General features: G+C 39.4%; 24 protein-coding genes. 8 read left to right on the forward strand and 16 right to left on the reverse strand.

Annotation, left to right across the window (positions count from 1 at the left end):
• Nucleotides 1-3: 3 nt before the first annotated feature.
• The 3 genes from HGR01_RS25280 to HGR01_RS41825 form a co-directional block, all read right to left on the reverse strand.
• The gene (locus HGR01_RS25280; protein ID WP_045873086.1) at nucleotides 4-3,246 is read right to left on the reverse strand and encodes a DEAD/DEAH box helicase; all 3,243 of its coding nucleotides are present in this window, start codon (nucleotides 3,244-3,246) and stop codon (nucleotides 4-6) included.
• 356 nt (nucleotides 3,247-3,602) lie between these two features.
• Nucleotides 3,603-3,998, reverse strand: coding sequence for a hypothetical protein (locus HGR01_RS25285; RefSeq protein ID WP_045871324.1), 396 nt, complete (start codon nucleotides 3,996-3,998; stop codon nucleotides 3,603-3,605).
• 1,023 nt (nucleotides 3,999-5,021) lie between these two features.
• Complete coding sequence (locus tag HGR01_RS41825) at nucleotides 5,022-6,587, reverse strand: caspase, EACC1-associated type (protein ID WP_045871323.1); 1,566 nt, start codon at nucleotides 6,585-6,587, stop codon at nucleotides 5,022-5,024.
• A 551-nt stretch (nucleotides 6,588-7,138) separates the two neighbouring features.
• On the opposite strand from HGR01_RS41825, the gene HGR01_RS25300 reads away from it, so the two are divergent.
• Nucleotides 7,139-8,149 (forward strand): alpha/beta hydrolase, encoded by a 1,011-nt coding sequence (locus tag HGR01_RS25300; RefSeq protein ID WP_045871322.1) that lies wholly within the window; start codon nucleotides 7,139-7,141, stop codon nucleotides 8,147-8,149.
• On the opposite strand, the gene HGR01_RS25305 is transcribed toward HGR01_RS25300, so the two are convergent.
• A complete protein-coding gene (locus HGR01_RS25305; protein ID WP_168160993.1) occupies nucleotides 8,111-8,257 on the reverse strand; it encodes a hypothetical protein in 147 nt (48 codons plus the stop codon). The genes HGR01_RS25300 and HGR01_RS25305 overlap by 39 nt on opposite strands.
• 567 nt (nucleotides 8,258-8,824) lie before the next feature.
• Here HGR01_RS25305 and HGR01_RS25310 point away from each other — a divergent pair.
• The 5 genes from HGR01_RS25310 to HGR01_RS25330 all read left to right on the forward strand — a co-directional run bounded on the left by HGR01_RS25310 (nucleotide 8,825) and on the right by HGR01_RS25330 (nucleotide 12,523).
• Nucleotides 8,825-9,691, forward strand: coding sequence for a hypothetical protein (locus HGR01_RS25310; protein ID WP_045871321.1), 867 nt, complete (start codon nucleotides 8,825-8,827; stop codon nucleotides 9,689-9,691).
• Nucleotides 9,688-10,539, forward strand: a complete 852-nt coding sequence (gene crtA, locus HGR01_RS25315; protein WP_045871320.1) for a cyanoexosortase A — start codon at nucleotides 9,688-9,690, stop codon at nucleotides 10,537-10,539. The genes HGR01_RS25310 and crtA overlap by 4 nt, the downstream gene beginning before the upstream one ends.
• Nucleotides 10,536-11,252, forward strand: a complete 717-nt coding sequence (locus HGR01_RS25320; RefSeq protein ID WP_052335239.1) for a cyanoexosortase A system-associated protein — start codon at nucleotides 10,536-10,538, stop codon at nucleotides 11,250-11,252. The genes crtA and HGR01_RS25320 overlap by 4 nt, the downstream gene beginning before the upstream one ends.
• Nucleotides 11,253-11,279: 27 nt before the next feature.
• Complete coding sequence (locus HGR01_RS25325; protein ID WP_045871319.1) at nucleotides 11,280-11,960, forward strand: HpsJ family protein; 681 nt, start codon at nucleotides 11,280-11,282, stop codon at nucleotides 11,958-11,960.
• Between the two features lie 113 nt (nucleotides 11,961-12,073).
• A complete protein-coding gene (locus HGR01_RS25330) occupies nucleotides 12,074-12,523 on the forward strand; it encodes a hypothetical protein (protein ID WP_045871318.1) in 450 nt (149 codons plus the stop codon).
• Nucleotides 12,524-13,162: 639 nt separating this feature from the next.
• On the opposite strand, the gene HGR01_RS25335 is transcribed toward HGR01_RS25330, so the two are convergent.
• The 3 genes from HGR01_RS25335 to HGR01_RS25345 all read right to left on the reverse strand — a co-directional run bounded on the left by HGR01_RS25335 (nucleotide 13,163) and on the right by HGR01_RS25345 (nucleotide 15,347).
• Entirely contained in the window at nucleotides 13,163-13,561 is a 399-nt protein-coding gene (locus tag HGR01_RS25335) for a hypothetical protein (RefSeq protein ID WP_045871317.1), read from the reverse strand.
• A gap of 132 nt (nucleotides 13,562-13,693) precedes the next feature.
• A complete protein-coding gene (locus tag HGR01_RS25340) occupies nucleotides 13,694-14,563 on the reverse strand; it encodes a zinc metalloprotease HtpX (RefSeq protein ID WP_045871316.1) in 870 nt (289 codons plus the stop codon).
• 427 nt (nucleotides 14,564-14,990) lie between these two features.
• A complete protein-coding gene (locus HGR01_RS25345; protein ID WP_045871381.1) occupies nucleotides 14,991-15,347 on the reverse strand; it encodes a four-helix bundle copper-binding protein in 357 nt (118 codons plus the stop codon).
• 163 nt (nucleotides 15,348-15,510) lie between these two features.
• Between HGR01_RS25345 and crcB the strand changes: the two genes are divergently transcribed.
• The gene (gene crcB, locus HGR01_RS25350) at nucleotides 15,511-15,909 is read left to right on the forward strand and encodes a fluoride efflux transporter CrcB (protein WP_045871314.1); all 399 of its coding nucleotides are present in this window, start codon (nucleotides 15,511-15,513) and stop codon (nucleotides 15,907-15,909) included.
• A 236-nt stretch (nucleotides 15,910-16,145) separates the two neighbouring features.
• Nucleotides 16,146-17,624 (forward strand): CoA-acylating methylmalonate-semialdehyde dehydrogenase, encoded by a 1,479-nt coding sequence (locus HGR01_RS25355; protein ID WP_045871313.1) that lies wholly within the window; start codon nucleotides 16,146-16,148, stop codon nucleotides 17,622-17,624.
• 43 nt (nucleotides 17,625-17,667) lie between these two features.
• Here the strand turns inward: HGR01_RS25355 and HGR01_RS25360 are convergent, their stop codons facing one another.
• From HGR01_RS25360 to HGR01_RS25400, 9 genes are all read right to left on the reverse strand, one after another.
• Entirely contained in the window at nucleotides 17,668-17,796 is a 129-nt protein-coding gene (locus HGR01_RS25360; RefSeq protein ID WP_264263675.1) for a hypothetical protein, read from the reverse strand.
• Between the two features lie 239 nt (nucleotides 17,797-18,035).
• Nucleotides 18,036-19,115 carry a WD40 repeat domain-containing protein gene (locus tag HGR01_RS25365; RefSeq protein ID WP_045871312.1) on the reverse strand — a complete coding sequence of 360 codons (1,080 nt, stop codon included), beginning with the start codon at nucleotides 19,113-19,115 and terminating at the stop codon, nucleotides 18,036-18,038.
• Nucleotides 19,116-19,142: 27 nt separating this feature from the next.
• A complete protein-coding gene (hemB, locus tag HGR01_RS25370) occupies nucleotides 19,143-20,144 on the reverse strand; it encodes a porphobilinogen synthase (protein ID WP_045871311.1) in 1,002 nt (333 codons plus the stop codon).
• Between the two features lie 143 nt (nucleotides 20,145-20,287).
• Nucleotides 20,288-20,410, reverse strand: a complete 123-nt coding sequence (locus tag HGR01_RS25375; RefSeq protein WP_255325239.1) for a hypothetical protein — start codon at nucleotides 20,408-20,410, stop codon at nucleotides 20,288-20,290.
• A gap of 133 nt (nucleotides 20,411-20,543) precedes the next feature.
• Nucleotides 20,544-21,146, reverse strand: coding sequence for a nuclease-related domain-containing protein (locus HGR01_RS25380; RefSeq protein WP_052335238.1), 603 nt, complete (start codon nucleotides 21,144-21,146; stop codon nucleotides 20,544-20,546).
• A gap of 377 nt (nucleotides 21,147-21,523) precedes the next feature.
• Nucleotides 21,524-22,273 (reverse strand): metallophosphatase, encoded by a 750-nt coding sequence (locus tag HGR01_RS25385; RefSeq protein ID WP_045871310.1) that lies wholly within the window; start codon nucleotides 22,271-22,273, stop codon nucleotides 21,524-21,526.
• Nucleotides 22,274-22,757: 484 nt separating this feature from the next.
• Nucleotides 22,758-23,570 (reverse strand): metallophosphoesterase family protein, encoded by an 813-nt coding sequence (locus HGR01_RS25390; protein WP_045871309.1) that lies wholly within the window; start codon nucleotides 23,568-23,570, stop codon nucleotides 22,758-22,760.
• A complete protein-coding gene (locus HGR01_RS25395) occupies nucleotides 23,567-24,337 on the reverse strand; it encodes a GTPase G3E family protein (RefSeq protein WP_045871308.1) in 771 nt (256 codons plus the stop codon). The genes HGR01_RS25390 and HGR01_RS25395 overlap by 4 nt, the downstream gene beginning before the upstream one ends.
• A 36-nt stretch (nucleotides 24,338-24,373) precedes the next feature.
• On the reverse strand, nucleotides 24,374-25,615 hold the full coding sequence (locus HGR01_RS25400; protein WP_045871307.1) for an FAD-dependent oxidoreductase: 1,242 nt from the start codon (nucleotides 25,613-25,615) through the stop codon (nucleotides 24,374-24,376).
• Nucleotides 25,616-25,631: the final 16 nt, after the last annotated feature.

The raw sequence follows: 25,631 nt of genomic DNA on the forward strand, positions 1-25,631 counted from the left end.
GGTTTACTCCAAAATTGCGCTTTTATTTAAGGAGATAAGTTGTTTAAAGGCTTCGTTATCTAGTTCTGTGAGCCAAGATTCATCACTCCCGACAACAGCAGCCGAGAGTTTTTTCTTATCTTCAATCATTTGGTTAATTTTCTCTTCAAGAGTGCCAATGGCGACAAATTTATGCACAAAAACATTCTTTTTTTGACCAATTCTAAAGGCTCTATCTGTTGCTTGATTCTCAACTGCTGGGTTCCACCATCTATCAAAATGGAATACATGATTAGCTTTGGTGAGTGTAATCCCGACACCACCGGCTTTGAGGGAAAGAATAAATACAGATGGTTCGGTATCGGGTTCTTGAAATTCGCTAATCATTTGTTCCCGACGTTTACGGTTTGTACCACCATGTAAGTAATAAGTATTGCAGCGTAAGTTGTGTTTGAGATGCTTTTCGATGTTTTCGCAAGCTTCCGTAAATTGGCTAAATATCAGTAAACTTTCGCCTTCGGAAATTGCTTCTTCTACCATTTCTGATAATCGGCTGAGTTTGTGCGATCGCTCTGGGGAAAATTCGCTGTTATCCTGTAAGAATTGGGCTGGATGATTGCAAATCTGTTTCAATTTCATTAAGGTCGAAAGGATTAATCCTTTGCGTTGGATTCCTTCAGCCTTTTGCAATTGTTCTTCAACATCTTTCACCACCACTTCGTAAAGTGAGGCTTGTTCTTTGGTTAAGTTGGTGTAGAGGATTTGTTCAACTTTATCGGGTAAATCATTGATAATTGATTGATCAGTTTTCACCCGACGTAAAATTAAAGGTTCGACTAATTTTTTCAGAGTAACTGATTTGACGCGATCATTATCCTTCTGAATGGGAATTTCAAATGATTTACGAAATTGTGCTTCTTTACCCAAGTAACCAGGATTGAGAAAATTAAAAATCGACCATAAATCAAGTAATCGGTTTTCTACCGGAGTTCCTGTCAAAGCGAGTCGATGTTTAGCGGAGAGTTTAAGAATTGCTTTAGTTTGCGCTGCTTTGGGATTTTTGATATTTTGCGCTTCATCTAAAACCAGACGTTGCCATTCCACACTGTTGAGTAGTTTCTCATCTTTGCGAGCCAGGGTAAAGGAAGTAATGACAACATCGTGCTGAAGACAAGCGGCTTTAAAGTCTGCGGAATTTTGCGTGCGATCGCCTCCATGATGCACCATACTTTTTAAATGTGGCGCAAATTTGGCAATTTCTTTTTGCCAATTTCCGACAACGGAAGTCGGCGCGATTAATAATGTGGGTAGTGGGGATGAGGGGGATGAGGGGGATGAGGGAGATGAGGGAGATGAGGAGGAAAATATTGCTTCGGTTTGCGTTATTTCATAAGCTGCTTTTTCTTGTACTAACCTAGCTATTACCTGCACGGATTTACCTAAACCCATATCGTCTGCAAGACAGCCATTTAATCCCAATCTTTCTAAATATTGCAACCAAGAAACACCACGCTTTTGATACTCGCGCAAATTCCCTTGCAAATTTAATTCTTCAGAAATTGGTTCTAGCTGACTTTTATCTTGCAGCTTCGCCATCATGTCCGATAAAACTTCATCATGTTCAATTTCCCATTCGTCCCCAGCTTCCGCGCTACGTTGCAGAAATTCCAGCAAATTCATCTGGGGTTGTTCATCACCATGAGATTGCCAAAATTCTAGCAACTGTTGCATTTTATCTCGGTCTAATTCCATCCATTGACCGCGAAAATGCACTAAAGGAGCTTTAGCATTAATTAATTGTTCCCATTCTTGGGGTGTGACAACTTGCTCACCAATTGCCAATTCATATTCATACTGTACTAGGGAATTTAAACCAAAATAGCTCTTGGTTTCACCTTTTGTTGGTGCTAATTTTTTACCGGAAGCTTTGAGGCGAATTTTGGCGCGACGGCGACCTGCGGGAGTATACCAAGCAGGTACAATTACTTTAAAACCAGCATCTTCTAACACCCAAGCACTTTCTTGAAGGAAAGCAAACGCTTCTTCTAAAGTGAGTTGCATTCCCGTAGGTTGATCGGTTTCCAATCCCTGCCATAATTTAGAATACATCCTCGCTGCATAACCTAAATTCAGCAGTAAATGCGTTTCAAAATCCTTGCCAAATTGTTTATGTACACCCGCTTTAGCTGTTTTATTCATCCTCCAGTAATCTGACAAATCCAACTTCAGAGAAGGGTCTTGTGTACTGGCTACCAAAAATTGCATTTGCCAATTGTCTATCTCTTCAGCAGTCGGAGAATACAATTGGAAGCAAAGATGAAAACCAGCATCAACTTGAGTACGGTTAATTTTAGTTTTCCATGCTAACCATTGCTGATATTCTGCTAAAGTTTTGTTAGTTTTTAAGGGATTATATCTCTGAGGATAAAGGCAATATTCCACTAAAGAATCAGCGATTTGTTTATCAAAAGCGGCTGTAGAGGGTGTCTGCGTGATGATATTAGTGAGAATAGATTCAGAAAAATGCCTTAATAACGTTTCTCTATCGAAAAATTCTATGCGATCGCTCGGTGTTGCCGCACCTGCCACACAAATTAGTGGCATATAATCAATATACTTTTTAATATTCTCTTCGTAGGCAGGAGAAATAATTTCCCAAGTAGCGTAAATCTCAAAAGGTTGTACAGTTGATGACTTGCTTTTTTTCTTAGTTGTGGCTGCTTCTAACTGTCGATATTTCAGTGCTGGAATATATTGGTCTTTGAGAATGACTTGCTTAAAAGCTTGGGTGTAGTGATACCAAAATAATAAATCCGAACCGAGTTGCACTTCATCGGCATTGTGTAGCGCTAAAAAATGAATATCATTGAGCAGCTTAATAACGTTATTTACTTGTGCAGTTTTCACAGATATCAATGTTTTATAACAATCCACCTGCCAATATTGAAAATCTGTATAGTCTTCCGGAATTTCCGCTTCTAGATACTTAATTAATTCTGGTGAAGGTAAAGGCTGATTATTAGCAGTAGGTAAAGCAAAATATTGAGGTGATACGCGTTGAATTAATTGATTTGCTGGTTCTTTCAACCCCAAAGCTGACGTTAAAAAACTAATTAGTTCAGCTTTTGGTAGATGTCCGGGATGAATATTTTGATGATTACTACGGCTTTTTTTAACTATTGGGGTTTCTATCCACAAATAAAAAGAGCCTGGCTGAATAAAGTCAGATGACGCATTTGGTATCCAGGTTCCATGAATAACTTTCATAGTTTTGATGCTCTGGATTATCTAGTAATTCTAGCTTGGTTAAAATTACTCTACCAAAGTACGGTGATAAATTATAAGAATCTGATTTGATTATCGGGCGTTGTACAAATATCTCGCGCCCTCATCCCCTAACCCCTTCTCCCGCAGGAGAAGGGGAACTAAATCTCTTGCTCCCCTCTCCTGGTGGGAGAGGGGCTGGGGGTGAGGGCAAAAACCTTGCTAAAAAGCGGGTTTCACGTTAAGTTGACAACAATGGGCATCTACAAACTTTTGGTATTGCCAATATTTTATCGGTGCCGTGCCCCTACCCCCGTGGGTATTGTTTTAATTGGAAGTCAGACTTCCGCCTGGCGGTGCTAGGCTGTTACTACATTATTATCTGCTGTTTTCTCTGCGCTATTTTTTAAGCGGGTTAATCTACTTTTGCGGACACGTTCGCTTAGTTTAACGCCACCTGCAAGTTCATATTCATTGCTGTCTTTGCCATACTTGAAACCAACCCCAGCCAGCATTTTATCGGAAATATTGCTGATGGTTTTTTCCATCTCGTCAAGCTTGGTTTTAGAAGATTCAATTACAGCCATAGAATCATTATATTCATCAAGCATACTGTGAAACTGCTGTATTAATTGAGTCAGATTTTGTAAGTTGTAATTATTATCAAATGCTATGTTTGGATCAATAGCTTTGATTCCAGCGACTCTAAACTCAGCTTTTTGTAGAATCCGGGATGTACGTTTCTTACGAGTCATATATTTACTCCTTTAAGACATTTCTATAGCTAGTTTGCCTCAATTGAGCTAGATTCTAGTTCAGCGAAAATAGCATTTTTTTTAACAAAACTTTTTATTGATGTCCGTAATTTCTCTGTATTTAATTATTGAGTGTTATTTTATACCAATTTAAATAATGTTTGCGACACATCGATATATTCTAGAGGGCAAGGCAATACCCAGTGGTGTCAACTTTACGTGTAACCCGCTTGGGTGAAAGGTTTCGCCCTCACCCCCAGCCCCTCTCCCAGAGGGAGATGGGAGCCAGAAATTAAATTCCCCTTCTCCCTCAGGGAGAAGGGGTTAGGGGATGAGGGCGCGAAGTATTTTGTCAACTTAACGTGAAACCCGCTTGGGTGAAAGGTTTCGCCCTCACCCCCAGCCCCTCTCCCTCAGGGAGAGGGGAGCCAGAAATTAAATTCCCCTTCTCCCTCAGGGAGAAGGGGTTAGGGGATGAGGGCGCGAAGTATTTGTACAACGCCCGCCCTATATCGCTTTTGAAGTTAAGTTGATACCAATGGGCAGTGCTGTGCCCCTACGCGAAATCTATATGTATCAGGGTTTTAGTGAAATGGTATTAAGAGTAAACCAAAAAGTTTTTCCTAAAGAGCGATCGCTTCAATTTTAATTCTTAATGGTGAAGGTTTTGTTCTTAATGGTCGAGGTTTTGTTCTTAATGGTCGAGGTTTTGTTCTTAATGGTCAAGGTTTTGTTCTTAATGGTCAAGGTTTTGTTCTTAATGGTCAAGGTTTTGTTCTTAATGGTCAAGGTTTTGTTCTTAATGGTCAAGGTTTTGTTCTTAATGTTGTAACGTTGATAACTAAATTGTTAATAAATTTAAATGTAGGGTGTGTTGTCGCGCAGCGCAACGCACCGACGCACCATCAAAAATTCAAGGTGCGTTAGCCTACGGCATAACACACCCTACGGACTGAAATGTTTATTATTGCGTGTGTAGAGAGCTTGCATTCAATCTTTATAAATTTCTGAAAGCTTTAACTGTTACAGTTTACAAGTCTCGATGCGAGAGAAAACCAACCCCGCACTCCAATAAACCAAATACCCCCTCACCCTCAATCTCTCCCCCTCCTCCCCAAAAACAACTGGGAGGTGTGCCCTAGGGGCAGAGGTACTAAAAGTGACGTGGGTGTAACTAATCCAGGAGCTTTCCACTCTCCATCCTACGCGATCACGAAATTGATTCCAGGCTTCATCGTCGTACGTGCCATCTAGCTTACCGCCAACGCTCAAGTAAATTTCCTTTTGAACGCTGAAGCCAAAGTGTCCATTGCTGTATTTTACCCATAAGCGGTCAATCGTGCGGAGGTCTGTACAAGGAAAGTTTAATAATTCTTCATCCTTAAAGTAATCACCTTCCTTTTTACCTAGAGCCTGAATCATCACTCGATATGTTTCCATATCAGCATCTTTCCAGTTCCCTGCTGCTAGCAAGTCGCGCAGTTTGGTATAGTATACGCCTTTCTCTGAACTGAGAATCAAGAAATTATGTATGGCCGCAACATCCTCATCTCGAAGTTTGAGAACTTGCTGTAATCGTTTTAATAACTTAAGATTACTATCACTTAAATTTTGCTGCTTTTGTAATACTGCAGTCAGTGCTTTTTCATATTTCTGTAAGCTTTCCTGAAACTCACGGAATGGTTTGAGAACTTCATTTTCTATCTCTTTTGCTTTTTCTGAAGTTAACCCTAGTTCCGTTTGTCTGAGATCCAAAATAAAGCGTCCCAGTTCCGATATTTCACTATCTATTACACATTGCTCAACTTCTTTGCGATACTCTAATTGTGGATCATCAACTGGTGCTTTGGCTAGACGAATTGTATAACCTTCTTTAACGGCAAAGATTTCTGGCTTCATCGCTGGTTTTGCTTCCTGCACCTTGCGCTTGGCATATTCATGCAGTTCAGCTACGGTAATCACACCATCATTGTCACTATCAGCTGCTCCTTTTTCAATTCCCTCAACCAAGTAGCGGGTGTAAACTCCGCCGCCTGAATCTTCAAAGGATTGTTGTGTAGCTGTTGATGAAGTTAGCACAGCTCTACCTTCACCACCTAATTGCTCACCAATTTCATTTTTAATACTAAGATTAGCAATATCTTTGGCACTCATCCTCTCTGCAAAAGCACCGCTAAAGCAACAGTCAAGAATTAATACTTGTCGCTTAGATTTGCTGCGACTCATGTAATTTTGATGGATGAATTTAGCATCTACTGCTGTACCAATTCTAGGGAAACCTTGAGGATTAACTTGAGTGTTGCGGCTGATAAAAAATAAACTTCCGTCTTCATGTCTATAACCATGTCCAGAAAAATAAAGCAGTACTACGTCATCTTTCTGGCATTTTTCCATAAACAACTGCTCAATTTCTGAGCGCATGGTATCGGAATCAGGATTAGACAAAAATTTGACTTCATCAAATCCACCTATCCCTGAATTCTGCAAAACACGCTGCATTGCTTCAATATCTTTAACTACACCAGATAAGTTATTTATTTTTTGAGACTCATACTCACTAGCTCCAATCAGCAATGCATATTTCGCCATTTTGCTTGCTTAGTTCCGTTAAAATACGCGAATTTTCTCTAATTTTATATTTTATACAGTATACATCTGAAAAATTCCGTAAATTGGGATATTGCAGGTAATAATGTGAAGTTGCACATATCTTGATCCCCCTAAATCCCCCTTAAAAAGGGGAGCCACTGCGTTGGGCGGCTTTGCCGACTTGAAGCAAGTGGCGTGGACTTTGATAGATTTTTTCTAGTTCCCCCCTTTTTTCAAGGGGAGCCAGCGTCGTGGGCGGGTTTCCCGACTTGAGACGACTGGCGTGGGTTAGGGGGGATCTAATTTTATGCAGCCTCATAAAGAATTGCTTTAAGAAGTCTAGTGATTAGCGCTTTTGCGATCGCTTGATTTTTAAGATAGTCGCTATAAATTACTACGTTAGTTGGATGTGGCTACTGATATTGTTGAGGTAAATTCTACAGCAATACATCCAAAAAGCCGATTATTGAAAGATGACTCAACCACAAAATAATTGAGTCACTTGAATTTATTTATGCAAATTTTTAATTTTTAGTGTGGAGCAAAGCGGCGTGACAATTAATATTCAGAACACAGCAGAAATTCTGGAAAAAGTTCAGCAATCAGAGTCTAACATGGGACTCAAAAACGAAGCTTGTCGTTCAAAATTCTTTGTCCATTCTCACGCCACTGAGAAAGTATGTCTATTCTTGCATGGCTTTACAGCCGGGCCTTATCAATTTGAGCCAATTGGTAAAGCATTTTTCCATCAAGGATACAACGTTTTAGTTCCTTTACAACCTGGTCATGGACTCTCAGGTGAATGGAACCGCAAAAATCCGCCACCACTTCCTACAAACATTCAGACTTATCAACAATTTGTGCTGGATTGGTTAGAAGTTGCTAAAACTTTAGGTAAAGAAGTTGTAGTGGGTGGATTATCAACAGGTGGAACTTTAGCAGCTTGGTTAGCTTTAGAATATCCGCAGTTGATTGATCGCGCTTTATTGTTCACACCTTATTTAGGTAGTAATCAGTTAATATTCGATTGGTTAATTAAAATTCTGCCAATTTACTTTGAATGGTTCAACAAAGACGCATCTGGTAATTTTGGCTATAAAGGTTTTCGGCTTCCCGCATTACGCATATTTCTAGAATTAGGAGAAACGCTGTTAAAACAAGCTCAAAATTCTGTTGCTGCTCCGATATTAATGGTTTGTAGCGAAGGCGATCGCGCTGTGAGTCGTCCTAAACAGCAAGATTTTTTCACAACGGTACTCCAGCAGCAACCAAAGTCTTGGTATTACTGCTTTGATGATTCGCTACATATTGAACACCGGATGATGACAAAACTTGAAGATAATGATTATGAGGAATTGGTAATTACCCTCGCTAAAGCATTTGTGGAAAGTGATTTAACTTGGACACAGTTTCAGCAAATAGCAAATAGGATAGTGCAGGGAGAAAGCTATGAGCAAATTAAGCGAGAATTAAATATTGATGGTTTAGCTTCTCAACAACTATCTGCAATGATGACTCAACATTTAGGTTGCGATCGCCTTAAGTGCATTAAACCACGCTAATACAAATTTTACCTTCGGCTTGATGCGATCGCACACTAATACCTGTGTGTCTAGTACAAGTCGGCGTAAATAGCGCAAAGTTGGCGGTGTCGGTTTCCGTCCCGCCAAACTTTGTAAGAGAAACAGACTATCTGTAATTGCTAAAAGGCTTGTGGTATAACTATTCTTTCTTTTGACTTTTGACTTTTGCCTTTTGCCTTGTTGTACTAGTCTTCCCTATGCTAATTTTTATCTCAATTTATAGTAATACTAAGTAACAGTATTGAAATAAAATTTACACTATTTACCTTTTTATACCCAAGCTTTTCTGGAATCCTCGGATATAATGTTGTGTGATAAATTACACATTAACTCCAGAAGATGCTAATAATTCTTAGGTTTCAGGCAAGAATTAAGGTAATAATTCCAACTTTGTAATTACGGTAATTTGCATTGAGGTTAGGCTACAGGCTTAACACGCAAAACTGCTATAGGACTCATATTTGATTTTTGAAAAAACCTAAGTACACTTTTATTTCTTCTTCCCTGTTCCCCGTTCCCCGTTCCCTGTTCCCTGTTCCCTCCCTACGCAAATAATTTCAGGAATCAAAGCGGATTCCTATATTCCATTAAAATTACTTGTATTTAAGGTGTTTGAAAATAACTGTAATTACTAACACGAAATATATAAATTAAATGAGAAACAAAATAATTGCTCTCAGCGTAGGATTTATCATGCTGCTGACAGCTAACCGCAGCATAGCGGGAGTCATCACTCTTTATAATGGGACATCTGGTGTCACACCTAATTTATATAATTCACCAGAACTCAACAATTCACCTGCGCTAACTTTTGGTTCTCCAAATGGTGGTACCCAGAGTTTCAGCAGCGGTGTCACCAATTTGAATACTAATGCAAGTAATAATAATGGTATATATGGTGGTTATAGTAACTATAATTTAACCACCTCAGCTTCTCCTTCTGTAATCACTCCTACTAGCCTAGTCAATTCATCATTTCCCTCACTAGATAGGAATGCTGGTTATAGTCTCACTTTTACAGTCAAAATTAACTCCCAAGTTAATGATGGAACGAATGGCGCTTATCGCGCTGGCTTTAGCGTTGTCGCTATCAGTAGTGACAAGCAAGGAATAGAAATAGGTTTTAGGAATAGTGATATTTTTTCTCAGGCTAGTTCTTCTTTTAACTCTATTGGTGAACAAGTAACTAATGTTTCCAGTTTGCTATCCAGCCTAAATACTTATACTTTGAATGTTGTTGGTAGCAACTATACGCTAACTAATAACACTACAACTCTTTTAAGCGGTGCGCTGCGCGATTACACTACAGCTAGTGGATTTGGTAGTGATGTTTATCGAACCTCTAACTTTATATTTTTAGGAGATGATACCACTTCAGCACGCGCAGATATTGACTTAGAATTTATCAGTCTTGACACTAACACTGCTGGAGTTCCTTACAATTTTTCAGCAACTCCAGGTATTTTAGCAGTGGTTGCTGGGGGAGCGCTTCATAATTGGTTGAAAAAGAAAAAGTCATGAAAATATCTGGCTTTAATATTGTTGAAAAGCTACAAAAACCTAATTTTTGGTTGTGTGCGATCGCTGTTGGTTTAATTATTATTCAATTAGATTTAGCTGGAAAATTTATCGCTAGTTTAGATGCTTTAACTATTCGTTGTTTATTTTGGGCATCGATATTATATTTAATCTGGAAAAAGCGAGATAATCTCAGTTTAGAAAGTGATATTATCTCAACTCTTTTAGGATTATTCTTAATTTTTGTTCTTCTGGTTAAAAGCCTCAGTTTGCTGTGGTTTGATTCAATTTTTGTAAAAATATCAGCTTTAATATCATTTTTAGGTTTAGCTTTAATAGCCTCCGGTATCCGAGGATTAAAGCAATATATTCAAGAATTTGCAATTTTACTGCTGCTATTATCTGAAAGTTTAATATCGGGTTTCATTGACAGTAATTTTAATGTCAGCATCTTAGCTGCAAAATTTTCTACCTTTGTGCTGTGGTACTTAGGATTTCCAGTTTCTCGACAAGGTGTTAATGTCATCCTCCCTACAGGTGCTATAGAAATATATCCTGCTTGTTCGGGTTTAAATGCAATTTTAATCTTGCTGCAACTATCATTACTATTTATATTAGTGTTCCCTATAAAAATATTTCACAAAATTATGTTGCCAATTGTGGCTATATTTTTAGGATTTGTAATTAATGTATTTCGGTTAGTATTGATGACACTTTTGGTAGCTGCTAAAAATCATCAAGGATTTGAATATTGGCACGAAGGTTCAGGAAGTCAGATATTTTCTACATTTTCAATTTTGGCTTTTGTGTATGTATGTTATTGGGTATTACAACAATATAAATCAGCATGACAGGATTAACTAAATCAAAGCCAAAAATCAAATCCCAAATCGAACCACGGCTAGGATTGCTAGTTGTAACTTCTTTAAGTGTTTTCTTGACTATCGCTAAACTAATTTTTGCACCAAATACAACTATCCAGAAAATTCAACCGTTTTTGTTCCCGGAAACTGTAGTCTTGGACAAAAATACAATCTGGAAAAGCCAAGCTTTGACTGATATAGTTGTACAGCAACCAAAGCAATATGATGCTGTAATTTCTGGGAGACGGTATCGATATTATTATGACCACATTCCTATAGATATAGAGATGCGTTATGTTGTAGGAGCCTTAGGAAATGTTGAAGGAATGATCTACAAGAATACAGAGATAAAATTACCTATAGGTAAGCTATTTCAGACTGTACGTCAGCAACCTGGAATAGGCTATTATGGTTTATTTACTCATAACAATAAAGCATATTTAAGTAGCTGTATTAATCCCCAAGGTGAAAGTACAGTGACTCCAGATGAGTTTATGCAAAATCGCTATCTGTACAATCTGAGTTTTCAGCATATTTTCTCTTGGTTATTAGGTAAAGAAAGTTTTTTTGATAAGCGTTGTTTATGGGCGCATTTATCTACACCAATTAATGGTTTTAACTCTCACAGCGCTTATCAGCGTTTAGAAAAAGCTTGGTTTAATTCTTATTCATGGTGGAGTTATCACTTTCCTAAACCTTAATATTTAAACAAACAGGAATTATTACTTATGAATCAATTTGAAGATGAATACTGGAATTCTATTTTTAATTTGCGTGTTGTCGGATATATTTTATTATTATTGGCAGCAATAGATGTTGTTAATATCTTTTTACCTTGGCATTTTACCAATGCTGTTTGGGAATTTCAAATGCTGGGAGCGCTAGTAGAACACGCACCGTTACCTTTAATAGCTTTAATACTGGTATTCTTCGGAGAAAGAGTTTATCGTGATAAAAGAGAAATTTATCTATTAAAAATATTATCCTGGTCTGCTTTATTAGCTGGAATTGGATTTATATTATTATTACCTTTAGGTATTCATAATACATTGCGAATTAATAATCAAAACCTGATCCAAATTAACAATCAGTCTTCGCAACAAATTACTCAAATCAGACAAGCCAAGTCACTATTAAATCAAGCGAAAAATACTGAAGATATTAATAAAATTTTTAAATCTTTAAATCCCCAAAAGAATACGCCTGAGTTACAGGAACCCCAAAAACTTAAGAATGAATTACTTTTACAAATGGGTCAATTAGAAACAAAAATCAGTAATCAAGCTAAAGCAGCTAAAAATAATACTTATGATGATCTGATCAGAAATTCTGTTAAATGGAATTTAGGTGCCTTAATTTGCGCCTTTGCATTTGTCTGGATGTGGTACGCTACCTACTGGGCACGCTAAGTAATTCACAACTATTACTTAAATTATTACTAATAAATTTATACCCCTAATTTCAACTATTACGGGAAACAAAGGCTATAATATAAGTATCATTTTTGACTTAAGCTATTTTTATGAAATTAGTCAAAAAATTTTTAGCTGTATTTTTTTTATTATTTGGCATTCCATTTTCTGCCGCAATGATGATTGATATCCTCAATCCCAAAACTACTGAAAAAGGTAAGAATGATGCAATAGCAGCTTTAACTATTTTGACTCTTCCCTCAACCATGATAGGAGGATGCTTGACTTTATCTTTAGTCCAGCAGAACAGAAAAGAAAAAGCATTAATTCTCGCATCAGAACAACAGCGTCTGGAATTAGTATTTTTAAAATTAGTCGAAACCAATGCTGGCAAAATTACAGTATTACAAATGGCAAAAAATGCTGATATTTCAATTCAGTCATCTAAACAATATTTAGATGAAAAAGCTCAAGCACTTAATGCTGCTTTTGAAGTAGATGAAGAAGGGAATGTTTCTTATAAGTTCTCGGGTGCATCCCAGTTTTTATTTTATAACTAGAGAATTAAGCGTCATTGCGAGGAGGAACGACGAAGCAATCGCATGGATTTATTCCTGGTGAGAGATTTTGCGATTGCTTCACTCCACTTCGTTGCGTTCGCAATGACATTGAAAAAAGTGGGATGCTCCCTAAGTTCTCTTTTTGATAGGAGTATTGATGAGAGTATTTCAGCACAAGATATAAAAATCTGATTTGATTTGATTTTTGCAAAAATCTCAGTTACTTATGCGTTACTCTATCGCTAACGCATCCTACTACTCCTACGTGAACTTCAAAAATCAAATATGACTTCTATATAAACAAATACAGTTCAGTTAAGAAAATTAATTGATAACAAAACTAACAAACTAGTTACTCAACAAAAAAACCGAACAATAATTTTGGAGGGGGTTTGGGGGACGCAACCGTCACCCAATCGGGGGTTTGGGGGAGAATCCCCCAATTCTTCTGGTTTCTTTAATAAGTGACAAATCAATCCCTAATGAGCTTAACTGAACTGTATTGCTATATAAACTATTTGTAAGGGCACAACATTGTTGTGCCCTTACTCATTTATTCTATTTTAATTACTATTAGTGAATCTACCTTTCTTCAAGTTTAGATTAGGTAGTAATTCTCCTCAGAGTTTGTATATCTGATTAACTGTGAGGACGAGGGGCGTTGAAGGCTTCCCAAGCAGCTTTAGCGGCACTTTGCACGCGATCGCCAAATCCTGTAATCTCTTTAATTAGCAAGTGCAAATTTTTTTCAGCTTCATCCTGCATTACCGCCCAGGAACGTTCAATGCGATCGCGTTCTATGAGTTTTTCCCCTTCTAAGGCTTCCCGCGCTTGGCGTACAGCATTTAAATAAGTTTCGCGGGTAAGAGTCCCGGCTGACTCGGCTTCAGTTTGGGCGCGTCTTTTGAGTGCTTCAATTAACGCTTTCGTTTCGCGCTTCACTTCATCAGTTTCGCCAGCCATTTCAGTTTCTACTAATTCGTGAGTTTGAGAACTAATTTCTACTACTACTGTTGATTCAAAGTTATTGTCAGTCATAGCTAAAACATCCTTAAATTGCAAATTTTCTTATCCAATTAAGAATTGCACCCTGTTCGTAATTAGCCACTCATAATTTGACTTTTGAGTACAGACGCGATTAATCGCGTCTCTGTGACTTTTGACTTCAACTTAATAAGTTGTAGTTGTCAATTGTTGCTCTAATTTAAGCAATTGCTCAACACGATCCTCAGTAGATGGATGACTAGAGAACAAGCTACCGAGAAACTTTCCAGAAATTGGATTGATAATTAATAATGGTTCAAAAGCTGGATTAGTATCTAAAGGTAACTGTCTAGCTGTAGCTTCTAAACGTTGTAAGGCTCTAGCTAAAGCGCGAGGATTACCTGTTAGTTTCCCAGCACCAGCATCAGCAGAAAATTCTCTGGTACGTGAGATACCTAACTGAATAATTGTGGCAGCTAAAGGTGCAAGTAATACTGTTAATAAAACACCTAAAGGATTTCCACCTCGATCATCATCTCGTGAACCACCGCCAAACCATAAGCTGTAACTTACCATTTGCGCCAAGAATGAAATTGCACCAGCGATTGTGGCTGCAACAGCTTGTGTTAGGGTATCACGATTAATAATGTGGGTGAGTTCGTGAGCAATTACGCCTTCGAGTTCATCCTCTGGTAATATCTGCAAAATTCCTTCTGTAACAGCAACAGCCGCATGTTCTGGATCGCGTCCTGTAGCGAAAGCGTTAGCAGTTTGGCTAGGGACAATATAAACTCCTGGCATGGGAATATTTGCCCGCTTAGATAACTTTTGCACCATCCGATAAAGCTTTGGTGCTTCTGCTTCACTTACAGGTTGGGCGCGATATACAGCCAACGCAATTTTATCTGATTGATACCAGGAAAATAGGTTTGTGACTGCTGCTAAACCAATACCTATAATTAAACCAGTACTGCCGCCAATTACCCAGTAACTAATTGCAATCAATAAGCCACTAAGAGTAGCTAGCAATACTAAAGTTTTGAATTGATTTCCCATATTTTTGCTCTCCTATTAATGCTGTAATTGATTTTTTAAACAACAGCATTACTCAAGCCGTACTATGATTCTAACCATCTAAATAGGTATTTAACAGGTAGAAATTACGCTCCAATTCAGTACGGTTTTCCCACTAAAGTTGCAAAAATACTATTAGCTTTGCTTCTATATAATTGTTGGGAAAAATGAACTGTATTATAAATTACTTCTTTATTAAGAATTAAGTATCGTCATACTCAATAAATACTTAGTCAGGACTTTAGGGATGTCTAAGAAATAAATTATTCCATCTTGTGGGGCGGGCATCTTGCCCGCCACATCAACTGGGCGGACAAGATGTCCACCCCACAATAAATACTGGGATATTTTTTTATTTGGAAGTCCCTTAGCCCTTAATTTGAAGGCTGAGAACCTCATTAGGAAATTTTCAAATTTTACTCGCACTAGCTAATTGACGGCAAGAATCAGCACAACGGTGACAAGATGCAGCACAGCGTCGGCAATGGTCATGGTGATGTTTATCACATTCTCTACCACAGCGATCGCAAGCTTCGGCACATAAATTACACAGATGAGGATAGAGAGGCGAATTGCGTGCCATCAAGCGAGTACAAAGCGTACAAGTATCAGCGCAGTCTTGGCACAGCTGGATACATTCAGCCATCATCTGTACCATATCGCTATGTAAACAAGCATCTGCACAGTTTTCGCAATCGCGTACACAATCAAGACAATTTTGGATGCAAATATCAATCAAAGATTGGTAATTTGTAGTAGTTGTCATGCTTTTACTGTTAATGAATAATTCTAATTGCAGTATTTCGTCTGCTTTTGCCATACATTAAAAAATTACCAAACTCAATACTTCTACTAATGGTATGAATTTAATTCTTTCTTTTGGTGTATAAATAACTATATTTGCCAATTTCAATGCTTAGTTTTGTAATATGTTACAAGACCCTAATTTACGTAATCCTATTGCCATTAGTTTAGGTGCGATTGCAGGTGCTTTAAGCCGATATTATCTAACATTGTGGTTTGCTAATCGCTTTGGCATGAGTTTTCCCTATGGCACTTTTTTTATTAATCTGAGTGGTTGTTTAGCTATGGGATTTTTCGCCACATTAACTCTAGAAAAAGTGGAAATTATTTCTCCAGAAATCAAGTTAATGGTAGCAACCGGATTTTTAGGAGCATATACAACTTTTTCTACTTATGGCTTAGATACTATCGGCTTAATCCGTAGTGGTAATTTATTAATTGCAACTGGCTATTGGGCAGGCAGTGCCATATTAGGAATTATCTGTATTCAGTTAGGTGTAATTTTTGCCAGATTATTGCCATAGTATATTCATCATCAATAATTTGTGAAATTATTAACTTATACCAAATCAAATAATGCAGGACTTACGCAACTGGTACACATATCTTCTGATTTAAGAGTCAAGTGTCAAGTGTCAAAAGTCAGAAGTAATTTATCCCCAATCCCCAATCCCTAGTCCCCAGTCCCCAGTCCCCAATCCTGAGGAGTTCTTTAATTTTGAATTTTGAATTTTGAATTTTGAATTCGGAGCGCAGCGACGTGACTACAACCCCCACCTTACCTAACTACATCAACGGAAAATGGTGTGCATCTAAGACTACAAATTATCTAGATGTCATCAACCCAGCAACAGCAGAAATATTAGCTCTAGTGCCTGTATCGCCTGCATCTGAAGTCAATCAAGCAGTAGCAGCAGCCGCAGCAGCTTTTGTTACATGGCGACGCACACCAGCCACAGAAAGAGTGCAGTATTTATTTAAACTTAAAAATTTGCTGGAAGAAAATTTTGAGGATTTGGCACGCACAATTACCTTAGAATGCGGTAAGACTTTGGCAGAGTCCCAAGGAGAAATGCGACGGGCGATAGAAAATGTCGAAGTTGCCTGTGGTATCCCAATGATGATGCAGGGAACGAATTTAGAAGATATTGCCAGAGGGATTGATGAGATGATGATTCGTCAACCCTTGGGAGTGGCGGCGGTGATTTGTCCGTTTAATTTTCCGGGGATGATTCCATTTTGGTTTTTACCCTATGCGATCGCAACTGGCAATACTTACATTGTCAAGCCTTCGGAAAAAGTACCGCTGACAATGCAAAAAATCTTTGGATTAGTAGAAAAAACGGGTTTACCCAAAGGTGTACTCAATCTCGTCAACGGTGCGAAAGAAACTGTCGATGCCATTTTAGATCATCCCCAAATTCGGGCAATTAGTTTTGTGGGTTCCACACCAGTCGCTAAATATATATATAGTCGCGGTGCAGCCAATGGGAAACGGGTGCAATGTCAAGGTGGGGCAAAAAATCCCTTGATTGTTTTACCTGACGCAGACATCGAAATGACTACACGCATCGCTGCTGATAGTGCTTTTGGCTGTGCGGGACAACGTTGTTTAGCGGCTTCCATTGCTGTCACCGTTGCAGATGCGCGTGACTCATTTACAGAAGCTATGGCCGAAACTGCCAAAAAGCGTATGGTAGGTAATGGTTTAGACCAAGGTGTAGAGATGGGGCCTGTAATTGATCTTCGCAGTAAAACCCGCATCGAACAATTAATTCAACAGGGTGTAGAAGAAGGGGCAAATCTCTTAGTTGATGGACGCAAACCGCAGATTTCTGGTTACGAACAAGGTAACTTTATTCGCCCGACAATTCTGCAAAACGTCAACCCTGCAGGAGAAATCGCCCGTACAGAGATTTTTGGCCCAGTATTGAGCTTAATTCATGTCAATACTATTGATGATGCGATCGCCTTCGTCAATAGCGGTCAATATGGAAATATGGCTTGTTTATTTACCAGCAGTGGTGCAGCCGCCCGTAAGTTTCGCTACGAAGCCGAGGTTGGTAATATTGGCATTAATATTGGAGTGGCTGCACCAATGGCATTTTTCCCCTTTAGTGGTTGGAAAGAAAGCTTTTTTGGCGATTTACATGGTCAAAGCAATCACGCCGTAGAATTTTTCACCCAAACAAAAGTCGTAGTTGAACGCTGGCCCAAGGATTGGTCACGTCAATTTTGACCAAAAAGCTTCTAGGGTTGATTTTGCTGTTATCAACATTTATTCATAATACTAGCTTGAAAATGGGCATGGGGCATGGGGCATAGGAAAGACAGATTTTAATGTTTGGTTGTGCCAAAACCTGGCGTGAATAGCTAATTTGAAACAAGAATGCAACAGATTGTAGGGGCATGGCACTGCCCATTGGTGTCAAATTAAGCTAAAAGCGATAAAGGGCGTTGTACAAATACCTTGCGCCCTCATCCCCTAACCCCTTCTCCCGCAGGAGAAGGGGAACTAAATCTCTTACTCCCCTCTCCCTGCGGGAGAGGGGCACAGGGTGAGGGCGAAACCTTGCACAAGAGCGGGTTTCACGTTAAGTTGACAGAGGTGGGCAGTGCCTCCCCTACTTAATACTTATACTCTTGACTCTTACTTCTTTTTCCCAAATCCCTGGCCACGCTGACCCTTTGACCAGATAATTAATTCACCATTGTTACCGCCAGCTGCTAATAAATGTCCTTGTGGATGCCAAGATAGACAAGAGAATCCGTTAGCTACACCATCAAGAACTTGAGTTAGCCGCTTTCCTCTATTGGAGAGACATACACAACCATCTTCAGATGCAGAAGCTAAAAGGTGGGTTTTGGGTTGAAATTGGAGCGATCGCACTGTATCTTGATGTGTTGGTAGAACTTGCGCTTCCCAGTCATCATTTTGTTTTTCCCACACTACTACCCCTTCTGCACTAGCAGCAGCCAATAGAGGCGCACCAAATTTTGTCACTGTATCCGACCATGTTAAATAGCGAATTTTACCTGGAAAGCCCCGCATCATCCAAGGGTTGGGATTCTCCCATTCCAAAACAGAAATCGAAAGATCCATATTCCCAGAAGCGATATATTTACCATCAGGCGACCAAGAGATCATCAAACTTGCGGAATCAACAGGTAACAAAGAAGGTTCATCATCCCAATTTTCCGCCATCCAGATTTTTACTTCTTGATAACCTGCAACTGCTAAACTTTCGCCATGAGGATGCCAATTAATATCGAGAACAGAAGAAGTATCAAAATTTAGCGTTGCCTCAACCTCACCGATTTCTGCATTCCATACTTGCACTACTCGACCTAAACTAAATGCTAGTTGGTTATTCGTAGGACTCCACGCCATCCGGTCAATCCAAACATGGTAATTTTGCAAAATCCTGAAGATTTCTGGCTGTTGTGACTGTAAACGCCAAATTTTTACCTCTCCATTTTGCCCAGATGCAGCGATAAATTGACCATCCCAGGAAAAAGCTAAACAGTCTACAGATTCGCCATTACCCGGTTGTAGAGAGATTTCATCAAAGGTTTCCCCAATACGCCATATCGTCACCTCTCCCAGCGCCGAACTAGCAGCGAGAATCTGACCATTTGGTGACCAAGCGATCGCTGTGACATAATCTGAGAGCATCCCTCGCCAGTGCTGCTCAAAGTCTCCTTGTATTTTTGCTTTTAAACTAGACACGCCCAAAATCCTCTCTAAAAGCTGCTACTAAGCCAACATCAACGCTACTTCCTTGGCAAAATAAGTCAAAATTAAATCAGCACCAGCCCGTTTCATACTGGTTAAAGTCTCTAAAATCACCTTTTTCTCATCAATCCAACCATTTTCAGCCGCAGCTTTAATCATGGCGTACTCACCACTGACGTTATATGCTGCTACAGGCAAGTTCGTATAATCTTTTACGCGCCGAATAATATCTAAATAAGCCAAAGCCGGCTTAACCATAACTATATCTGCACCTTCAGCAATATCTAGTGCTACTTCTTTAATCGCTTCCCGTGCATTTGCTGCATCCATTTGGTAAGTTTTTTTATCCCCAAACTTCGGCGCAGAATCTAATGCATCGCGAAATGGCCCGTAATATGCGGAAGCATATTTTGCAGAATATGCCAAAATCCGCACATCAATATATCCGGCTGCATCTAAAGCCTGGCGAATCGCCCCAACTCTGCCATCCATCATATCGGAAGGAGCTACCATGTCAGACCCAGCCTCAGCTTGGGAAACCGCCATTTTCACTAATACTTCTACTGTGGGATCGTTGAGAATTACACCATGTTCATCGACAATGCCATCATGACCATGTGTAGTAAAAGGGTCAAGAGCTACATCGGTAATTACTAAGATATCTGGCACAGCTTGTTTAATTGCCTTGATAGTGCGCTGTACTAATCCTTCTGGGTTGTAGCTTTCAGTACCAATATCGTCTTTTTTAATTTCTGGGATCACAGGAAATAAAGCGATCGCATTTATCCCCAATTGAGATACTTCGGCAATTTCTTTGAGTAACAAATCTAGAGTATATCGATAACACCCAGGCATGGAAGTGATTTCAATTTTCCGATCCTCTCCTTCCATCACAAACATTGGATAAATCAAGTCATCGACACTAAGAGTAGTTTCTTGCACCATACGGCGTAAAGTTGCAGTGCGACGCAAACGACGCGGACGTTGAACTGGGGTAGTAGGAGCAATATTTTCTGCTGACATGGGATTTGTAGATGATTACCACTAAAATATAATGATAATCGTTTTCATCACTCCTCAATACTTTCCCACAAAAATGGCCATCCTTTGAGCCTATAAATCACATAAACTTCACTCCAGGGCTTTGGCGCACTCCCGTTTAAAATTCAATTGGGATGATTTTGGCGTTTCACAAGTTTGGGCTTGGGAATCGGTTCCGGAATTGGAGTAGTATTTTCCGCAAGTTTTAATTCTGCAACTGCTTGAGCAATTGCTTCTATAGGATTCATATTTGATTTCTGAACTAGACGTAGGGTGTGTTGTCGCGTAGCGCAACGCACCAAAGCTGAGAATACGGTGCGTTACACTTCGTGATAACGCACCCTACACATACTTAGATTTTTCAATAATCAAATCGGATTCCTATACTTGTGTTGCTGTTAAACAGTTGGAACAACTAACGATCATCTGTAACAATGCGGGAATACCTTGGAATACAGGAACTGAACAATTATTTATTCCGATCCATTTAGCAATGGGGAAAACTACGGGAGCGAAAACAAATGCATCAGGAAGGTTAGGAATTAAAGCAGTAATCCATTGCTGAAACATTTTTTGATGGTACATACTTTGAGAAGTCGGGCTATTAGATACCTCTACCCAGTTATTACCTTCCCGTCGTTTCCATTTGTCTTTGTAAGCAGTAAATGAACCTTTCCAAGTTTTTACTTCTACTAAAAAGACACCCTGATCACCGATAATTAAATGGTCTATCTCTGTTAGAGAGCCTAAATTCGTAGGAATTAAAGCATTATTAAATATTACCCATGTATCGGGAAATGATTGCAAAATTAGTGCAACACTCCATTCCCCAATATTACCTTTAAATTTATTTTTTGCCTGATTGAATTCAAACATAAATGAACCTAAGCCACCCAAAAAACCATTTCCTAATGTTTCCTGAATTTCTTGGTGTTTGGCTGATTTTTTAGCATCTATCTTTTTTTTAAATTCCGCCTTCAGCAATGGTGATTAGTGTAGAGTTCTCATAAAATTTGTGGGAATATTTACAAGATTTGCAGTTAGCTAATACCACTTAAAATAATGTTTGCGACAGATAAATTCTTTGTAGGGGCACGGCACCAGTAAGATATTTGAGATACCAAAAGATTGTGGATGCCGTGCCCTTACCCATCTGTCGCGTTCTTTTTTCAAAATGGTATAATAAAAGCGATCGCTGATTCAGTCTCTATCCTTAACCTCTAACTGAAAAATTAAAATATGACTGACTTCGGTTAGATAAAATTTAAGAATTATGCATGAGTTCAGAAAACGCCACTATTATTAAAGTTCCCAAATTACTATGAACTCTCACAAGCACGTCATGGCAAATTAATTGTAAATTATGCCAATTTAGTAGACCGTAAACTTTTGCTAAATCCTTTATTTACCCCATAACGAATAGTTTTAAACTCCACATCATTTGTGCTGGGGTTGTAAAGAGTGTAAATTGCTGTTCCTGGGGTGCGTCCAACATTACCTACACCCACAACTTGACTTGGGGTAATGTTAACCGTTTGCGAAGCAGCGCTACTATCCAGGGTAGTAACACCTGTAGTAATGGAACCTGCTTGTAATTGATATTGAAAAGCTAAACCAGAACGACCGCAAAATAAATTATGAGCTTGCATTCGTGACAATTGGTCGCACATCATAATTGGAGAACTATCTGGTGTTAATTCCTCATCCACAGATACCGTTGTCCCGTGAATTAGCAAACAATCCAGTTCAAAAAAACCAAAATCAAGGTTTCTAATCCATTGCACTGTTTGGCGAGAAACACTATCCCAAAGCATTTTCGCTGTATCTCCGCCATACTTAGCCATCAACTCAGTAGGTTCTCCCGTTCCAGCCAAACCATGCAAAATCAAACATTGTTCCTCCCACCACCCCTTACAAACCATAGGTTCTAACTCACCGCGCCGAGGTTTGCGTACCCGTTCCACCAGTTTTTCCGATTCTGATGTCGGCCCAACTAAATCACCAAGAATATACAAAGCCTCTATCAACCGACTTTGACGCTTAATATCCGCCATCACAGCCTCATAAGCCGCCAAATTACCCTCAATACCACTCAAAATCGCCCATTTCATATAATTTTAGATTTTAAATTTTAGATTTTGGATTTCCAATTGTTGATACCCTCCCAATACAGTTCGGTTAAGGGAGAAAGGGAAAAGGGGAAAAGGATTGAATTGACCCTTACCCTTTTCCCATTACCCTTTTCCCAAATCACGAGAGAGATGCAAAATACTTATCCGAACCGTATTGGATACCCTCCCCCATTACCCATTACCCATTACCCATTCCCCATTAAGTAGTTAAACAAAATTAATTACACAATGTCATTGCGAATGGAGCGGAGCGGAATGAAGCAATCGCAAGGGTTGAGATTGCTTCTCTTCGAGACGCTACGCGTTAAGCGAAGCTATGCCGAAGGCTTTACGCTGCGCTCGTAATGACTGTAATTAATTTTGCGTGGTTACTTACCCATTACCCATTACCCATTACCCATTCCCCATTCCCCCTCTCCCATTCCCCATTCCCCATTCCCCATTCCCCATTCCCCATTCCCCATTACCTCGTACAAACATGAGTCGGATCATCCGCCCGTTCCGCAAATTCCAAACCCTGCGCTAAACGCCAAGCAAAAATTGCAGGTAAGCCTTTTTCAATAATCGCCGCGCAAGTTTTTTGATAATCGTAAGGAACTTCTCGCAACATTACTTCTTGAGTATCCGTGTCATAAATTACATAAGTTGCATTGGGTCGCCCATGTCGTGGTTCCCCCACAGAACCAACATTAATAATTCGTTTTACAGATGTATAAAAACTCCTTTCTTGGGCTTTTACACCTTCAGTTTTGATGCAAACTTTTAAATTACCTGCATCCAAATTCCGAATATAAGGTACATGAGTATGACCACAAAATAGCACATCTGCATTTACAGATAGTACTCTTTCTAAAGCCACAAAAGCATCTATTTCTGGTAATAAATATTCGTGATTACTGTGAGGGCTACCATGCACAAAAGCCAGTTTTTCTTGACGTAAACTGTAGGGAAGTTGGGCAAGAAATTCGCGGTTTTCGGGCTGAATTTCTTTGTTTGTCCACTCATGAGCTAAATGTCCCCGTTTTTCAGCTAACAATGAGGGATAACTGCACTCACAAGCATTTAAGCCTTCAACAATATCTTCATCCCAACAACCAGCACAAGTGGGAATTTCTAAAGAACGAATTTGAGCTACAACTTCATTCGGATAGGGGCCATATCCTACTAAATCACCTAGACAAAAAATTTTGTCAGCTTTGTGTTTATCAATATCTAATAAGACAGCATTTAAAGCTTCAGAATTACCATGAATACATGAGATGACTGCTATTTTCACGCTTCTATTTCCTCTGCCAGCAATTGTTTTGTCTGTTCTTGATAATGCAAAATAGCGGCTTCAGATAAACAGCAATCTTGCAATGTTTTCGCTACATTCACTTCATCTAAGTTTTCTGCAAAAACCTCTATACCACTAAAGCGTTGTGGTCTTCCTTCTAAATAGCGGGGTAAGTTTAATTCCCTAAAATCATCTTTGGAAATACCTGCAACATAATCTGTATACAAATAACGCCCATCAGCAAGATTAAAAATACCTTTTGCACGGGTAACTGCGCCATAAGCATTATGTGTTAATTCGTACCAAAATTCTGCTAAACTACTTTCCTCAACCACTTCACCAGCGCTTGAAGCTCGCCATAGCCTAGGTTGTGACACAGTATTTGGAATATTTACACCTGGTATAATTTCATTCGCCCAATCGTGCCATTCCGAATTTTGCAGGTGTGGGGGTAAGATAGCGATCGCATGGTACTGTAAGTTATCCAAAATTTGGGCTACTGCGCTTAATTCCAAATAAAATCCCAATTCTAAATAAACCGCATCCGCTACTGTAAGTTGGTTTAAAAACTCAACTCTTTCACTATCGCTAAAAACTTTCACAAATGGGAATTCAGCACCTAGGCGCGTTTGGTCAATGGGAACAGCACCTGTACCAGGGCTAAAATACAGTACTTTTTCTTGCTGTTTTAATCTCAACTGCTGCTCAATCCAAGTAGTTTTGCCACAACCCACTGGCCCAGCCACTACAGTAATTATCGGTATCATACCAGAATGATAATCGTTTTTATAGTTTTAAAAAAATCAAGCACTTCTTAAATGGGAAAGCGCCAGACTCCGCTTCACAATTGCCGGAACAATCTTGTCACTGGCCATTCTCGCACCTGACAAATTTCTGGCGGTTGGGCCTACTTGTAAAGCCGCTAACCCACCCATAATAAATAATTCCGAACCAGGAATACGTAAATATTCATCTAACACAGGTAAACCATTAACTATAGGAGTGGGATAAGCTGCCAAAACTTCTTGTAATAATGGCTCAGATGTAGCATCAAATTGAGTGCCAGTAGAAAGCCAAATTCTGTTGTATTCATGCTGGCTACCATCACTACATTTAACTAACCAATTCGTACCCAACCACTCAGCTTTTACAACTTCACAGTTTTCATCAATTTTGAGATTGGCACTACGCACTTGCCGCCGCAGTTGCATCCCCATTGCTGGTGTCATGGAACCCCCATTACGCGCTTGTCTAATTATGGTAAAGCGCTGTTCATAATTCGGTTCTGCAAAAAATCCTTTGAGATATTTGGGCCCTAACCAACCTGGTTCTGCATCAAATAATTTTTCTTGCAATTGTCGGCGCATCATTAAATGGACTTTTGCACCATGCGAAATCGCACCTATTGCTAAATGTCCACTAGTTAAACCGCCACCAATAATTAAGATTTTTTCCCCCATGAAATGCAACTTCCGCAAATCTACGGATTGGGAATGACACAACCTATCTTGGGGATACTCTGACTCAATTTGATTTACCCAGTTCGGGAAGTTTGGTTTAGCGCTACCCGTTGCCAATACTACCCGCCGCGCCATAATCGATTGTCCATCTTGCAACCACAGGCGCAAGCGCGGGCGAATTAAATGGCGCAGAGGTTCAATGCGAATCACGTTTACAGGAACTACTTGCTGTGACAATGAAAAGCGAGTAATTACATCCTGACAAAAATCTTGAAATAGCTGAGTTCCAGGTAAATCATAGGGTGCGAATAACTCACTAGAACGAGATTCAGCAAACTTCCGCAATGCAAAAGGATTGGGGTCAGGATGATGAACGGCGGGGGAACGCAAATGAGGAATTTCTAAAGCTGTAAATTGGTGCTGCCAATTACTCATCCACCTGCCACTGGGGTCAAACACCAAAAACCTACTCCGCATAGTTTGCCGCTTTTGTAGCAAGTGAGTAGCTAGGGTTAAGCCATGAGGGCCAGCACCAATAATTGCTAGGTCTATTGTCTGAGGTATTGATGGTGGAGTATCTTGCATTTGCTCACAAAGATTA

Source organism: Tolypothrix sp. PCC 7712 (genome assembly GCF_025860405.1).
Classification (GTDB): domain Bacteria; phylum Cyanobacteriota; class Cyanobacteriia; order Cyanobacteriales; family Nostocaceae; genus Aulosira; species Aulosira diplosiphon.

What these genes read in the sequence shown, in the direction of transcription:
- HGR01_RS25400 (WP_045871307.1), bottom strand. Translation starts at nt 25,615, where the DNA reads ATGCAAGATACTCCACCATCAATACCTCAGACAATAGACCTAGCAATT.
- HGR01_RS25320 (WP_052335239.1), top strand. Translation starts at nt 10,536, where the DNA reads ATGACAGGATTAACTAAATCAAAGCCAAAAATCAAATCCCAAATCGAA.
- HGR01_RS25310 (WP_045871321.1), top strand. Translation starts at nt 8,825, where the DNA reads ATGAGAAACAAAATAATTGCTCTCAGCGTAGGATTTATCATGCTGCTG.
- HGR01_RS25330 (WP_045871318.1), top strand. Translation starts at nt 12,074, where the DNA reads ATGAAATTAGTCAAAAAATTTTTAGCTGTATTTTTTTTATTATTTGGC.
- crtA (WP_045871320.1), top strand. Translation starts at nt 9,688, where the DNA reads ATGAAAATATCTGGCTTTAATATTGTTGAAAAGCTACAAAAACCTAAT.
- HGR01_RS25280 (WP_045873086.1), bottom strand. Translation starts at nt 3,246, where the DNA reads ATGAAAGTTATTCATGGAACCTGGATACCAAATGCGTCATCTGACTTT.
- HGR01_RS25395 (WP_045871308.1), bottom strand. Translation starts at nt 24,337, where the DNA reads ATGATACCGATAATTACTGTAGTGGCTGGGCCAGTGGGTTGTGGCAAA.
- HGR01_RS25385 (WP_045871310.1), bottom strand. Translation starts at nt 22,273, where the DNA reads ATGAAATGGGCGATTTTGAGTGGTATTGAGGGTAATTTGGCGGCTTAT.
- HGR01_RS41825 (WP_045871323.1), bottom strand. Translation starts at nt 6,587, where the DNA reads ATGGCGAAATATGCATTGCTGATTGGAGCTAGTGAGTATGAGTCTCAA.
- HGR01_RS25360 (WP_264263675.1), bottom strand. Translation starts at nt 17,796, where the DNA reads ATGCCCCTACAATCTGTTGCATTCTTGTTTCAAATTAGCTATTCACGC.
- HGR01_RS25375 (WP_255325239.1), bottom strand. Translation starts at nt 20,410, where the DNA reads ATGAATCCTATAGAAGCAATTGCTCAAGCAGTTGCAGAATTAAAACTT.
- HGR01_RS25285 (WP_045871324.1), bottom strand. Translation starts at nt 3,998, where the DNA reads ATGACTCGTAAGAAACGTACATCCCGGATTCTACAAAAAGCTGAGTTT.
- HGR01_RS25340 (WP_045871316.1), bottom strand. Translation starts at nt 14,563, where the DNA reads ATGGGAAATCAATTCAAAACTTTAGTATTGCTAGCTACTCTTAGTGGC.
- HGR01_RS25335 (WP_045871317.1), bottom strand. Translation starts at nt 13,561, where the DNA reads ATGACTGACAATAACTTTGAATCAACAGTAGTAGTAGAAATTAGTTCT.
- crcB (WP_045871314.1), top strand. Translation starts at nt 15,511, where the DNA reads ATGTTACAAGACCCTAATTTACGTAATCCTATTGCCATTAGTTTAGGT.
- hemB (WP_045871311.1), bottom strand. Translation starts at nt 20,144, where the DNA reads ATGTCAGCAGAAAATATTGCTCCTACTACCCCAGTTCAACGTCCGCGT.
- HGR01_RS25345 (WP_045871381.1), bottom strand. Translation starts at nt 15,347, where the DNA reads ATGACAACTACTACAAATTACCAATCTTTGATTGATATTTGCATCCAA.
- HGR01_RS25325 (WP_045871319.1), top strand. Translation starts at nt 11,280, where the DNA reads ATGAATCAATTTGAAGATGAATACTGGAATTCTATTTTTAATTTGCGT.